Raw genomic sequence first — 13,377 nt, 5'->3', positions numbered from 1 at the left:
CAGTGGAATGGGTCCGAAGATGAGAATCTTTGGCTATCTTTGTCTCATGGTGAGACATATTGAACCGAAAGGCGCAGACTGGCTGGCCGGCGGTAATCGTCATGAGTTGGCGGTGGAACGCATCTATGCGGCCGCCGCCGAACTCATTCTCGAGCGCGGATTCCAACGAATCAGCGTCGACGAGGTGGCTGAGCGCGCGGGGTGCTCGCGGGCAACGCTGTACCGCTACGTCGGCGGGAAGAAGGCGATCCAAGACGGAGTGATCTCCCGTGCGGTTGAAGCGGTAGCGCTCGAGGTGTCAGCTGCCGTCGAACCATTGGATGGGGAGCAGCGGGTAGTCGAAGCCGTGCTTGCTTCGGTGCGTGCGATCCGGGCGAACGCTGCAGTCAGTGCAGGATTCGCGTCTGCCCGGGGCAAGGGAATGGACGAGTACCTCATGTCGTCGCCGCTGCTGGGTGAGTCGGCGAAGCATCTTGCGGGGCTGGGCGCCGGCGACGAAACCTCACAGTGGGTGGTCAGGATAGTTCTCACGCTACTTGCCTGGCCGTTGGCTGATGAAGAATCAGAACGACGCATGGTCGAATCTTTTATCGGGAGGTGATTGCCCCTTCTGCCTCCGCAGCGATGCGTAGATCGCGCTTGAGGACCTTACCGGCAGCAGAGAGGGGCAGAGCGTCGACGAACTGCATCGAGCGGGGTGCCTTGTACGCGGAGACAAGCGATTTCACGTGATCGCGAAGTTCCTCGAACTCGACGTGAACGCCGGGCTGCAGAACCACCACGGCATGTACTCGCTCGCCCCACTTCGGATCGCGCACTCCCACAACAGAACACGCGGCGACAGCAGAATGCCTGGCCAGCGCGTTCTCCACCTCCGTGGAATAGACGTTCTCACCTCCGGTGATGATCATGTCCTTGATCCGGTCGACGATGAACAGATAACCGCGTTCGTCGAGGTATCCAGCGTCGCCGGTGTGCATCCAGCCGCCGGCGAGAGCCTCGGCCGTCTCGGCGGGAAGATTCCGGTATCCGAGCATCAGATGATCACCGCGAGTAACTATTTCGCCGACGGTTCCGGTTGGTGCCTCGTTTCCGGCGGGATCGACGATCTGCACTTCGCAATGCGGAAGTGCGCGACCGGCAGAGCGAAGCAATTCGCCGCCTTTCAGGTGATCTGCAGCGCTCAGGACGGTGATGTGCGCTGTTTCGGTCATCCCGTAACCCTGAGTGAAACCGCTATGCGGAAACACCTCCATGGCGCGTTCGAGCAGAGCCGGCGAAATGGGGGAGGCGCCGTACCTGACGACTTGCACACTCGAACGGTCGTAGGAATCGAGATCGTCTGCGGCAACCAACATGTGAAGCATTGTCGGTACGACGCCCACCGTGGTGGGACGATGTCGGTCGATCGCCTCGAGCATGGCCCTGGCCGAGAACACCGGCAGGAATACCTGCGTGCCGCCCATGAGGTTCTGCGCCATCCAGCTCGCGATGCCGGCGATGTGGAACAGTGGATTCGCAAGCAGATTCACGCCGTCGGCGATGGCGGGTTTGCCGGCAGCCAGCGTTCCGAACGTCGACGTCATCAGGCCTTTGTGGCTGACCATCACGCCTTTGGAACGGCCAGTCGTTCCACCTGTGTAGAGCAGAAGCGCAACGGCGTCGTCGCCGATCCGTAGGTCGGGGACAGGTTCCGATTCGGCGATGAGGCGGTCGTAGTCGATCATGCGCGTGGGGACAGCCCCCGAGCCGGCGTACACGACGCGGTCCAGGGTGGGGCAGAGTTCGCGGAGTTCGGGAACCAGTGGGGCGGAATTCTCGTCGACGATCAGAATCGTGGATCCGGAATCCTCGAGGGCAAAGGCGATTTCCGGCGCGGTCCACCGTGAGTTGAGCGGGCTGACCGTTGCGCCTGACCACCAACCAGCCAAGATCGTCTCGTGACATCGATCCGAATTGAGCGACAGGAGTGAGACGCAATCGCCCGTACCGGTGCCCAGTCCGTTCGCGAGTCGCGCCACGCGATCAGCAGATTCGGTGGTGCTGAAGGTTCGATCGCCGAACACCGTCATGGGGCGTCCCGGCGATTCGCGCAGGGACCGATGAATGAACTGGGTCAAAAACATGACTGTCCTCCGGCGGCAGTGAATCAACGACTCCGAAATCATCGCATCAGGCCTCTACCGGGTGATTTTTCGGACTATTCCGACTGGTTTCGAATAGCTGTTCTATTCGAACAGGATTTCGATTATGGTTGGGGAATGTTCGATTCGGGGGTGGGAAGTTTCGGTATCTCAGCACAGCTGAGTGGTACCGAAACCGATTGCGCCCTCGTTGATTTGATGGCCCAGTTGCATTCATGTGAAGCGATGTTGGTCGAGCGGAAACTGGCGGTGGTGGCGGAGTTCTTCACCCGCCGCAGCGCTGAGCATGTCGAGGGCGGTACGTGGACGTCGTCGGCGCACGAGCTCGCCGAATCCGAGGTCGGCGCGGTCCTGACGATGGGGCGCGCTGCTGCCGGGAAGCTCATCGGTTTGGGTTTTGCGTTGAAGACGCGGTTGCATCGCACTCGTGCGGCTATGGCCCGCGGTGAACTCGATTTCTACCGGGTGGGGTTGATCGAGTCCGCAACCGCGAATGTCGGTGACGAGTTGATCGACGAGGTCGAACGCTTGTTGCTCGAGCAGGTGTTGGCTCCACCGGTGGACGGCGGTATCGGTTTGACGGGTCGGCGGTTGACCGCGGCGATCGACCGGATCGTCGCCCGCGTCGATCCGGAAGGGATGCGAGAACGACGCCGCCGCGCCCTCGCCGACAGGTTTGTCGGAGTCAGCGCCGCCGAGGACGGGATGGCCCGCATCCTCGGCAGTATCCCGGCGGAGCAAGCCCGCGCGTTCGACGGCCGGTTGCGGGAGTTGGCGATGTCGGTGTGCCGCCATGATTCCCGCACGTACGAGCAGCGCCGAGCCGATGCCTTGGGCGCTTTGGTGAGTGGTTCGACGGTGTTGGTGTGCGACTGCGAGCGCGGTGATTGCCCGCAGGACCGCAGTGGTTTGGTGATCATGCGCCGGCCGTTGGTACATGTCGTAGTACACGATTCCACCCTGGGCCCAGGATCGAACGAACCTGCACATCTCGACGGCTTTGGCGTCATCAGCGCCGAGCATGCCCGCGACATCGCGAAAGACGCAGACGTTCGGGAAGTGCGAGTCCCGGCAGATGCTGAACCTGAACCGACACCTGAGCCGGCATCGGCGTTTGTGTACCGTCCCGGGACAGCGCTCGATGCGTGGCTGCGGGTCAGCGCGGGCAGCTGCCAGTGGCCGCACTGCGATGTCCCGGCCTGGAATTGCGACCTCGACCATAACGATCCGTTCAACCACACCAACCCCACAAACGGGGGGAAGACGGTTGCGTCGAATCTGAGTGCGTTCTGCCGCAACCATCACCGCCTCAAGCACTCCGGCAAGTGGCAACTGGACCCGAATCTGGATCGCAGCATCACTCTGACCTCCCAGACGGGCCATTGCTACCGCACCAGAGCTGCCGGACTACTCGCCGGAATGCAGGAACCGCCGCCACCAGAAGGCGGAACCCGGCGACGCACACGACTCGAAAACAAAGCTGCCCACATCCGAAGCGAACGAAAACACCGTCGCGTCAAGATTCAACACCGGGCGGCACAACATGCCGAACGGAAACGCCGCCAAACCTTCCCGATCTCCACACCCCGCAAGCCCATGCCCCGAGAAACCGTCGACTACGGCAACGACCCACCACCGTTCTGAGGTGTCACAGCCTCCACCAATTTGCCACGACAGGCACAATGAGCACATGCGCAGTGTTACGTGGAACCCCGAAATCTACGGTCGATACGCCGACGAACGCTCACGCCCCTATATCGACTTGACTTCGCGGATTGCGGCGCAGGCGCCGGCGCGAGTCGCGGACCTCGGATGCGGATCCGGGTCACTGACCGGGATACTCGGTGAGCGTTGGCCGGATGCTCGTGTGGCGGGGACTGATTCGTCGCCCGAGATGGTGGCACAGGCGCCCACCGATCTGCCAGGCAACGTCACCATCACGCTGCAGGACATCAACGAGTTCGACGCCACCGGCTACGACGTCATTGTGAGCAATGCTGCATTGCAATGGGTTCCGAACCATCGTGAGCTGATCGACGGATGGGCCGAGACCATGGCGCCCGGAGCGTGGATTGCGTGGCAGGTTCCCGGTAACTTCGACGCCCCGTCGCACGCTTTGATGCGTGAACTTGCCGAGTCGTCGAGATGGCGAGATCGCGTGGGTGGAGTTTTGCGTGGACCCGAGGGTGTTGACGACCCGGCGCACTACGCAGCCAGGCTGCAGGCTCACGGGTTCGACGTCGATGCCTGGGAAACCACGTACATCCATGTGCTGACTGGCGAAGACCCTGTGCTGGGCTGGGTTCGGGGGACAGGCCTGCGTCCGGTGCTTGATGTGCTCAGTGAAGCCGACTCGCTCGAATTCGAGCAGGAGTACTCCGCAAGGCTCCGCGAGGCCTATCCCTCCACGGCCGCAGGCACACTGTTCCCGTTCCGAAGAGTCTTCTGCGTGGGGCGAAAAATGAGTGACTAGTCCGCTGTCACAAACCCTTCCGACACCATCCAATCTCGGGCAACCTCTGCGGGTTCCTTGCCTTCGACATCCACTTGGCGATTCAGTTCGGTCATCACCTCGTCGGTGAGACGAGCCGAAATCGGCGCCATGACCTCAGCTACCTGCGGATGATCCTCGGCAAAGCTCGCACGCATGACAAGGGCTGGATTGTATTTGGGGAAGAAGGACAGATCGTCCTCGAGTAGCTCGAGGTCGAGGGCGATGATGCGTCCGTCGGTGGTGAACACCTCGCCGAACTTGCACTGATCACCGTCGGCTGTCGCCTGGTAGATGATGCCGGTCTGCAATATCTGGCGCTGGGCACGCGAAGCGTCGAATCCGTATTTTTCTGCGAGACCGGGGTATCCGTCTTGACGGACGTTGAACTCGGTCTCGACGCATGTCACTGCAGCACCGGGATCGGATTCGACCAACTTAGCGTAGTCGGAGACAGTCTTGACTCCGGTCTTCTCGGCCGTCTCCTTGCTCATCGCCAAGGCATACGTATTGTTCATCGGCGCCGGATCGGTCCACACCATGTCGTTTGCAGCCAGGTCCGCATCGCGGACTGCCTCGAACTGAGCCTGCGAATTGGGAAGCGGTGTCTCGTTTCCGAGGTAGTTGATCCATCCGGTGCCCGTGTACTCGTAGGCAAGATCGATCTGCCCGTTGAGTTGCGCGTCGCGGGTGCTGTTGGAGCCCTGGATGTTGGTGAGGTCGCGAACTTCGGCGCCGGCCGCAGACATCGCGAATTCGATGATGTATCCCAGGATGATCTGCTCGGTGAAGTCTTTGGAACCGACGGTGATCTTCACGCCTTCGAGTTCCGGAACTGGCTGGATACTTCCCGGACCGACCGCGAGGGGTAGTGCGCCGCCGGATTCCAAACCACACGACGCCACAAGGGCAAACCCGAGTGCGGCTGCGGTAATTTTCCAACCGCGTGTGCGTCGTCGATTCATCGCAATCCCTTTGGCCCGAGGAACTGTTCGGCGAGTGCGCCCAACCAGTCGATGAGCAAAGCGAGCGATACCGCAAGCACCGCGCCTACTACCAGCGTCACGTTGTCGCGCAGTTTGTACCCGGTGTCGATCATGATTCCCAGTCCACCTGCGCTGACCAGGAAACACAGTGTTGCCGTTCCCACCGCGAGTACCAACGAAGTACGAAGACCGGCAAGGATATACGGAACTGCCATGGGGAATTCGAGCTGTCGCAAAATGGTGAATGTTGACATGCCTTGGCCGCGTCCGGCGTCGATCAGTGTCTCGTCCACCTGCTGATAGCCGAGAATCGTGTTGCGCAGCACCGGAAGCAGTGAATAGAACGCGATGGGGAATACACCGATCCAGAATCCGGTGGTGCGAGTGGCGAGATAGAACAGGACCAGAAGGCCGATGGCCGGTGCGGCTGCGCCGATGTTGGCTATTCCCACGAAGAACGGCGCCAGACGGGTGAATCTCGGTCTGGTCAGCAGAGTGCCGAGCGGCACGGCCACCGCGACGACGATGATGACCACCGCGGCTGTGAGCAAGATGTGCTGCCAGGTGAGCGTCGTAATGTTGTCGACGTTGATACTGGCTTTCTGGGTTGCGTTGAGATCGCGGCTGAAGGCCCAGACCAGTACTCCGACTACAAGTATCAGGACGACAACCGGCTGAACCAGTAGCCGGATCCTTTCTGCTCTACGTGTTGCGGCATTTTCGGCGGCACCGAGATCCGCGCCGCCATCGAGATCTGCGGCTCCAGCAGCGGGCGGCGCTGCCAGGTCCTCCGTCGACGCGCTCACTCCGGAACATCCTCGTCATGATCGTGTGCGTGTTCCTCACGCATCTCCGAAAGATGGCTGACCAGTGTGTCGATGGTGATGAGACCGACGTATTCGCCGCGCCGGCCGGTGACTACCGTCGATGCATTGCTTTCGGCAAGCAGCGCTTCGAGTGCATCTTGCAAGGTCGATTGAACGGACACAGCCTCACCGATCTCGTTGCCAACGCCACGCAGCGACGACGCGTGTGCCAGATGTGACGGTGAGACCCAGCGGAGTGGGCGTCCGCGCTGATCGAGAATGAGGGCCCACTTCCACTTACGTGCTGCGAGTGAACTTCTCAGCTCGTCCACCGAGTCGGTCTCCCGCGCGGTGAGGCATTGCTTGAGTTTGATCTGCCGCACCCGCGTCAATGTCAGCTGCTTGAGGGAGGCGTCGGCGCCGACGAAGCCCGCGACCATGTCATTGGCCGGATTGGCGAGGATAGCTTCTGGAGTGTCGTACTGCATGATCGTGGATTGATTGCCCAGCACGGCAATTCGATCGCCCAGTTTGACTGCTTCGTTGAAATCGTGGGTGACGAATACGATCGTCTTCCCGAGTTCCGTTTGCAGACGCATCAACTCGTCCTGCAGTAGTCCGCGCGTGATGGGGTCGACAGCACCGAAGGGCTCGTCCATCAACAGGACTGGGGGATCAGCGGCAAGTGCCCTCGCGACCCCGACACGCTGCTGCTGACCACCGGACAGTTGCCGGGGATAGCGGTCTCGATACGTATCCGGATCCAGCCCCACGAGATCCAGCATCTCGTCGGTGCGGGCAGCAATCCGCTTCTTGTCCCAACCGATCAATCCCGGCACCGTCGCCACGTTCTTGGCAATCGTGAAGTGTGGAAACAGGCCGGCCTGTTGGATCGAGTAGCCGATGCCGCGTCGCAGCTTGTCCGGGTCGATCGACAAGGCATCCTTGCCGTCGATGGTGATCTTTCCGGACGTGGGTTCGATGAGACGGTTGATCATGCGCATCGTCGTGGTCTTGCCGCAGCCGGACGGGCCGACGAAGACAACGATCTCACCTGCAGGAACAGTGAGGGACACGTTGTCGACTGCCGCGTCTTTCTGCCCTGGGTATCGCTTGGTCACGGATTCCAGAACGATCTCGACTCCGGAAACCGTGGGATCGCTGGTGACGTCATGGGGGATGGTTTCAGTCACTGGAGACCCTTCGAGGTAGTGAGCCGACCGATGACGACGTAGATGGCGTCGAGTATCAGAGCCAGAATGACGATGAGTACCGTGCCGGTCAGCGCTTGAGGAACAGCAGTTGGGCTGCCGACGCGAGATAGTCCGGAGAAGATCAAGTTGCCCAGACCTGGGCCTTTTGCGTACGCCGCGATAGCCAGAATGCCCATGAGCATCTGAGTGCTGACCCGCATACCGGTCAGGATCGACGGCCACGCGAGAGGCAGTTCGATGCGGCCGAGTACACGCAGTCGATTCATACCGACACCGCGTGCAGCATCGGTGATGGCCGGATTCACCGAGTCGAGACCGATGATGGTGTTTCTGATGATCGGAAGTAGTGCATAGAGAATCAGTGCGGTGATGGTCGGCGCGACACCCAGACCGAGAATCGGAATGAGAAGTCCGAGAAGAGCGAACGATGGAACAGTCAAGATCGTGCTGGCCAGCGCTGTTGCCACTGATGAACCAATAGGACTGCGATACACGAGAATTCCGATGGCAACCGCGGCAATGGTTGCAATAATCACCGACTGAATGACGGCCGAAACATGGAGATACGAATCGGTCAATAGCTGTTGTCGTCGTTCGACGACAAATTCCCACAGTGCGCCCATTTTCCGAACCGACCCTCTTTCGGACTGTTGCTGACTCGAACGTGTACCCGTCCCGCAGTTCGGATACACAGGCGTCGTTCGAGTCGTGAAGTGTTTACGTCGACCCTCGTCCAAAAAGTTCAGTACTGCAACTATTTCGGATAGCTGCGTGTCGGATGTTGCTCAACAGACGAAAAGCCGGCGTCACCCGCAGGTATATGCGGTGTGACGCCGGCTGTTCGGCAATCGTAGGTTCGGGTCAGATTTGTCGCTCTGGATAAATGACGGACTACGGGCTGGAAGTTCCTACTGCAACTGGCTCATCCGCTACTTCGCTGGAGGTGGCCTTGGCTCGTCTGAGGTTGTCCAAAGCAGCAGCGCCCGGCCCGATGAAGACCAGCAGGAGCAAGGACCAGCAGAACAGGACAACCGAGTCTCCCTCGTTCTGGATGGGTAGCAAGCCGTCGGGCTGATGCTTCCAGAAGTAGGCAACGGCCATGGAACCTGAGGCAATGAAAGCTGCTGCACGAGTGCCGAGTCCGATGATTATCAACGTGCCGGCCACCAGCTCGATCGTTGCTGCCCAGCCGCCGGGCCAGTCCGTCCACGACGATGTGTTTCCGCCCCATGGAGCTACCGGCCATCCGGTCAGTGTCGACAGGCCATGGCAGAGAAACAGGAAACCGACAACGATGCGGAATGCTGCGATGCCCCATGGTGCCGCCGTGCTGGATATGTTTTTCACCGGAGGAGCATTACACACTCGAGTATGGTTTGCCTACCCTAATAACTGGACGGGTGTCCGAGGTCCTTCCATGTGGGTTTACATCCCAAATGTGCGGCAAGGTAACTGAGGCAAGGGCGTCGGAGATTTTGCTGCGAGTTCAAAGAATGCGGCCTAGGGTAAATCCACCAATCCGCCCTTATGGGAGTGTGACATGGACAAGCCGAATACGGAGACCGCACCCGAGCCCGACAAGTCTGCAGTCAAGAACAAGTGGGCCGCCCTGATCGTACTGGTCGGCGGTCTGGCGATGATCGTCATCGACGGCACCATCGTCGGAGTAGCGCTCCCGGTTCTGATCGACGATCTGAAGTTGAATTTCGACGACGCGCAATGGGTCAACAGTCTCTATTCGGTGATCTTTGCTGCGCTTCTGCTCACTGCAGGTCGGTTAGGCGACAGATTGGGCCGCCGACGTCTGTACGTCGTCGGTATCGCGATATTCGTGGTCGGTAGCTTGTTGGCCTCTACCGCGGACGTCGCAACCAGCCTGATTGTGGCCAGAGCGATTCAAGGCGTCGGTGGTGCGTGCGTACTGCCCGCCACGCTGTCCTCGATGAACTCGATCTTCAGAGGCAAGGACAGGGCGGTGGCGTTCGGCGTGTGGGGTGCCGTCATCGCCGGCGTTGCTGCGATAGGTCCGCTACTCGGTGGCTGGATCACCACGTACTTCACCTGGCCGTGGATTTTTGTCATCAACGTGCCGATCGGCATCGCCCTGATGATCGCGACATACATGGTGGTTCCCGAAACCCGAGCCGGGGTCGTCGAACCGGGGCTCGATGTTCTGGGACTGTTCTTGAGCGCCTTCGGTTTCGGTGCGTTGATCTTTGCACTTATCGAGGGCGGCACACTCGGTTGGTGGACTCAGAAGGCGGATCTGCATCTCTTCGGTATCACGTGGTCCGCCGACGCACCACTATCCGTGGTTCCGACGATCGGCACGATCGGTATCCTCCTGCTGCTGGGATTTGTGTTGTGGGAGAGGCATCGTGGACGAATTCACCGATCTGCGATTCTGGACATGAATTTGTTCTTCACGCCCACCTTCAGCTGGGGCAACGTGACTGCCATGACGGTCGCGATCGCCGAATTCGGTTTGTTGTTCGTACTGCCGCTCTATCTCGTCAACGCATTGGGTCTGAGTACGATGGGCGCAGGCTTCGTGCTTGCCGCGATGGCCGGTGGCGCTTTCATATCCGGTTCGCTCGCACGGCATCTCACTGCGCTGATCGGCGCACCCCGAACAGTGATTCTGGGATTGCTCCTGGAAGTTGTCGGTGTTGTCGTAGTTGCTGTTTTTGTCAGTTCGACTGTCGCGCCGTGGCTTCTGGCGCTGCTTCTGGTGGTCTACGGAACCGGCCTCGGATTGGCCTCCGCGCAGCTCACCGGAATTACCCTGGCAGACATACCGACCGAAGAATCCGGTCAGGGATCAGCGACGCAGAGCACGGTTCGCCAGCTGGGCTCGGCCATCGGAAGTGCCGTCGTCGGCGCAGTATTGGCGTTCGGGTTGTCGAGAAACATGCCAGGCACGCTCGAATCAGGGGGAGTGCCGTCGTCCGAAGCAATCCAACTGTCCGACGCGACACGAGAATCCGCAGGCAGTTCTATCGGAGTCCTGCGGGAGCAGGGGACGCACGGACAACTGGGCGAAGCCGGCCCAGATGTCGTGCGTCTGCTCTCCGACGGATTTGCGGAAGCGACGCGCTACTCGCTTTACGTGTCGGCGGCGTTCCTCGTCCTGGGTCTGATCGGAGCGTTTCGAGTGCAGGCGAGCGCCAGACTCAGGCCCAGCTGAGTGCGTCTTCGTTGGACAGGCGCGGCAGGCGGTCGAACCACGGGTTCTCGCCGGGATGGCCGATGTTGACCACGAGGGTGGTCTTGAAGCGGCCGTCGGCGAAGAACTCGCCGTCGATGCCCGCAGCGTCGAATCCGGCCATCGGGCCGGCGACCAGGCCCTGTGCGCGGATCGCGAGAATCACATAGCCGGCCTGCAGGGCGGCGTTGAACCGACTGGTCGACGTGGCAGCAGCCTCGTCGGATGCGAAGTGGTCCTTCATTTCCGGGCGGATCGGGAAGAGCGCCGGGATGTGCTCGTAGAACTTGGTGTCGACAGCGAGGACCGCGACTGCCGGCGCGGAAGCAGTCTTGGCTTTGTTGCCGTCGGCCATGTGCTCTACAAGGCGCGCTTTACCCTCCTCTGTTCGTACGAACAGCACGCGAAGCGGGTTGGTGTTGGCTGCGGTCGGCGCCCACTTCGCGAGTTCCCAGATCGCGGTGAGTTCGTCGTCGGTCACAGGTTCGTTGGAGAATGAGTTGGCCGTGCGGGCTGCTGTGAACAGCAGTTCGCGACCGACTTCGTCGAGCTGCTGTGCGGTAAATGGGGTGGCTGCGTCGATTGACATCGGTGGTTCCGTTCCGTGATGGCTTGCCAGGCATCTCCGGCAAGACAAGTTGCTAGTAAAAACAAAGTGACTATGAGTACGTTAGCACTGACGCTAGGATGGTGAAGTGGAGAGTAAGAGTGGAACTGATCATCAACCCCGCGTCTGTGATGCGGCGTTGGCACGGGCTTTCCGCTTTCTCGGCAAACGCTGGAACGGTGTCATCCTCGCAACGCTGCTCGGTGGGCCTGCGGGATTCGCGGAACTGAAGCGTGCTGTCGGGGGAATCAGCGACTCCGTGCTCTCGGACCGATTGACCGAACTGGCTGGTGCCGGCCTGGTCACACGGACCGTCGACGCCGGTCCGCCCATCGCGGTGGAGTACGAACTCACGGCGTCGGGGCAGGCGCTGCTCCCCGCTCTCAGCGAACTGACAACGTGGGCCGCCGAAAACCTGCCACCCGAGAGTTGCTCGAACTGACCTACTGCGTGTGAATAGTCTTGTGAGATTCGTACCAGGTGTCACCTGTCGGTTCTCCGCCCAAGTTCCAACTCCACGAGACCGTCGGTGTGATGCGTGAGTAGACCCCGGGGCCGACCATGCCCACTCTGTCGATCGGCGGTTCGGCAATGCCGTAGATCCTGATTCCGCGCGCGACGAATGGCTCGAACGACGGCATGTCATCGATGACCAGTGCAACCTCGTAGTGCCCTGAGCGGATGTTGCGGAATTTGCGGGTATTGACGACGGCCTCGCCGACCCCACCTATCCATAGATGAGTGCTGTCGTATTCGAAGGCCAACGGCACGACGTCCGGTTGACCGTCTGGGCCCACAGTGGCAACTCTCGCAAGAGGTTGCGACGCCATGTACTCGATTTCCTGGTCTGTGAACGACATCAATTGATCCTTCCGCAGGTTCGCGACAAGTCCGCAACGTAGTTGCAACGTATGCGCCAATAGTGTTCTGGATCACACCGAGTTTCCACCTCGGAAACTGGTGCGCAGTATCGGTCCAGGTTCGCTACCGGTGGCGATCACGGACAAGGCTCCGTGGGTTGAGAACACAGCCCACGGAACCGTCCCCTCCGGCCAGGTGGGGCGAACCGCCCGGACACCGGCCGACAAGGAGTCCAGGTGTCTGTCGCGGCGGATACGTCTGTAGTGGACCTCGGGTGCTCCGAGCTTCCCGAAACTTTCCCCGAGCTTCTTCCCGGCCCGCCGTCGTTGGCGATGTGCCTGACGGAACCGCCACGAGGGCTCGCTGACATTGCCTCGCTGGTGCTCGCGGCACCGTGGTTGCTCCGTTCGCCGCGAGGTGACGGACACCCGATTCTGGTCCTGCCGGGATTGTTGGCGTCCGACACGTCGACGATGGCAATGCGCGCGTACTTGCGGTTTCTCGGATATCGAGTCCACGGCTGGAACCTCGGCATCAATACCGGGCCGACGCCCGAGGTTGTCGACGGTCTGCCTGAGGTCCTCGCAGGTCTGGCGGATCGCTACGACAAACCGGTGTCGGTGATCGGGTGGAGCTTGGGCGGTATCTATGCCCGCCAGCTGGCGCGGGACCTCCCGCACGCAGTGCGCCAAGTGATCACTCTGGGAAGTCCATTCGGGCTGAGCAACCTGCAGCAGACGCGTGTCGGTGCGCTGTACTCGCGGATGTCCGGCAACCATGCGATTCTCCCACCCGTCAACGGTATCGAGTGGGAACTCGGTCACCCGTTACCCGTTCCGGCAACGGCGCTCTACTCCAAGCGGGACGGTGTGGTTCCGTGGCAGGTGTGCCGCGACTTCCCGTCGGATCGTTCGGAAAGTGTTGCGGTACATGGCAGTCACATGGGGTTGACGCACAATCCTTCGGCGTTGTGGGCCGTGGCCGACCGGCTCGCGCAGGCCGCAGATACCTGGGATCCGTTTGTCGTTCCCAGGCATCTGCGGCGACTGTATCCGCGCTGAAC

General features: G+C 60.8%; 14 protein-coding genes. 6 read left to right on the top strand and 8 right to left on the bottom strand.

Annotated elements, in window-relative coordinates; all coding sequences use genetic code 11:
• The first annotated feature begins 46 nt into the window (after nt 1-46).
• Nucleotides 47-601 carry a TetR/AcrR family transcriptional regulator gene (locus KYT97_RS14525; RefSeq protein ID WP_219112674.1) on the top strand — a complete coding sequence of 185 codons (555 nt, stop codon included), beginning with the start codon at nt 47-49 and terminating at the stop codon, nt 599-601.
• Here the strand turns inward: KYT97_RS14525 and KYT97_RS14520 are convergent.
• Nucleotides 588-2,126, bottom strand: coding sequence for an AMP-binding protein (locus tag KYT97_RS14520; protein WP_219112672.1), 1,539 nt, complete (start codon nt 2,124-2,126; stop codon nt 588-590). The genes KYT97_RS14525 and KYT97_RS14520 overlap by 14 nt on opposite strands.
• Before the next feature lie 135 nt (nt 2,127-2,261).
• Here KYT97_RS14520 and KYT97_RS14515 point away from each other — a divergent pair, with 135 nt between their 5' ends.
• Together KYT97_RS14515 and KYT97_RS14510 are read left to right on the top strand one after the other, a co-directional pair.
• Nucleotides 2,262-3,788 (top strand): HNH endonuclease signature motif containing protein, encoded by a 1,527-nt coding sequence (locus tag KYT97_RS14515; RefSeq protein WP_219112670.1) that lies wholly within the window; start codon nt 2,262-2,264, stop codon nt 3,786-3,788.
• A 46-nt stretch (nt 3,789-3,834) separates the two neighbouring features.
• Nucleotides 3,835-4,617, top strand: a complete 783-nt coding sequence (locus KYT97_RS14510) for a trans-aconitate 2-methyltransferase (RefSeq protein ID WP_045064850.1) — start codon at nt 3,835-3,837, stop codon at nt 4,615-4,617.
• Here the strand turns inward: KYT97_RS14510 and KYT97_RS14505 are convergent.
• The 5 genes from KYT97_RS14505 to KYT97_RS14485 form a co-directional block, all read right to left on the bottom strand.
• The gene (locus KYT97_RS14505; RefSeq protein ID WP_095887084.1) at nt 4,614-5,600 is read right to left on the bottom strand and encodes a glycine betaine ABC transporter substrate-binding protein; all 987 of its coding nucleotides are present in this window, start codon (nt 5,598-5,600) and stop codon (nt 4,614-4,616) included. The genes KYT97_RS14510 and KYT97_RS14505 overlap by 4 nt on opposite strands.
• Nucleotides 5,597-6,313, bottom strand: coding sequence for an ABC transporter permease (locus tag KYT97_RS14500; protein ID WP_372472413.1), 717 nt, complete (start codon nt 6,311-6,313; stop codon nt 5,597-5,599). Before KYT97_RS14500 ends, KYT97_RS14505 begins: the two co-directional genes overlap by 4 nt.
• A gap of 110 nt (nt 6,314-6,423) precedes the next feature.
• Nucleotides 6,424-7,620: an ABC transporter ATP-binding protein gene (locus KYT97_RS14495; RefSeq protein ID WP_033237348.1), complete on the bottom strand. Its 1,197-nt coding sequence runs from the start codon at nt 7,618-7,620 to the stop codon at nt 6,424-6,426.
• A complete protein-coding gene (locus KYT97_RS14490; RefSeq protein ID WP_033237349.1) occupies nt 7,617-8,264 on the bottom strand; it encodes an ABC transporter permease in 648 nt (215 codons plus the stop codon). Before KYT97_RS14490 ends, KYT97_RS14495 begins: the two co-directional genes overlap by 4 nt.
• Nucleotides 8,265-8,532: 268 nt before the next feature.
• Nucleotides 8,533-8,988 carry a DoxX family protein gene (locus tag KYT97_RS14485; RefSeq protein WP_033237350.1) on the bottom strand — a complete coding sequence of 152 codons (456 nt, stop codon included), beginning with the start codon at nt 8,986-8,988 and terminating at the stop codon, nt 8,533-8,535.
• A 193-nt stretch (nt 8,989-9,181) separates the two neighbouring features.
• Between KYT97_RS14485 and KYT97_RS14480 the strand changes: the two genes are divergently transcribed.
• On the top strand, nt 9,182-10,828 hold the full coding sequence (locus tag KYT97_RS14480; RefSeq protein ID WP_219112668.1) for an MFS transporter: 1,647 nt from the start codon (nt 9,182-9,184) through the stop codon (nt 10,826-10,828).
• Here KYT97_RS14480 and KYT97_RS14475 read toward each other — a convergent pair.
• Nucleotides 10,815-11,435, bottom strand: coding sequence for a malonic semialdehyde reductase (locus KYT97_RS14475; RefSeq protein ID WP_219112667.1), 621 nt, complete (start codon nt 11,433-11,435; stop codon nt 10,815-10,817). The two genes, KYT97_RS14480 and KYT97_RS14475, sit on opposite strands and share 14 nt — an antisense overlap.
• A gap of 106 nt (nt 11,436-11,541) precedes the next feature.
• Here KYT97_RS14475 and KYT97_RS14470 point away from each other — a divergent pair, with 106 nt between their 5' ends.
• Nucleotides 11,542-11,895, top strand: coding sequence for a winged helix-turn-helix transcriptional regulator (locus KYT97_RS14470; protein ID WP_095887080.1), 354 nt, complete (start codon nt 11,542-11,544; stop codon nt 11,893-11,895).
• A gap of 1 nt (nt 11,896) precedes the next feature.
• Here the strand turns inward: KYT97_RS14470 and KYT97_RS14465 are convergent, their stop codons facing one another.
• A complete protein-coding gene (locus KYT97_RS14465) occupies nt 11,897-12,313 on the bottom strand; it encodes a PPOX class F420-dependent oxidoreductase (RefSeq protein WP_116104779.1) in 417 nt (138 codons plus the stop codon).
• A 237-nt stretch (nt 12,314-12,550) separates the two neighbouring features.
• Here KYT97_RS14465 and KYT97_RS14460 point away from each other — a divergent pair, with 237 nt between their 5' ends.
• The gene (locus KYT97_RS14460; RefSeq protein WP_245006132.1) at nt 12,551-13,375 is read left to right on the top strand and encodes an esterase/lipase family protein; all 825 of its coding nucleotides are present in this window, start codon (nt 12,551-12,553) and stop codon (nt 13,373-13,375) included.
• Nucleotides 13,376-13,377: the final 2 nt, after the last annotated feature.

Origin of the sequence: Rhodococcus globerulus, assembly GCF_019334125.1 — a bacterium.
In the GTDB taxonomy this organism is placed as follows: Bacteria; Actinomycetota; Actinomycetes; order Mycobacteriales; family Mycobacteriaceae; genus Rhodococcus_F; species Rhodococcus_F globerula.
Note: the sequence above shows the minus strand (reverse complement) of the source record. Positions and strands in the feature narration are given on the sequence as shown.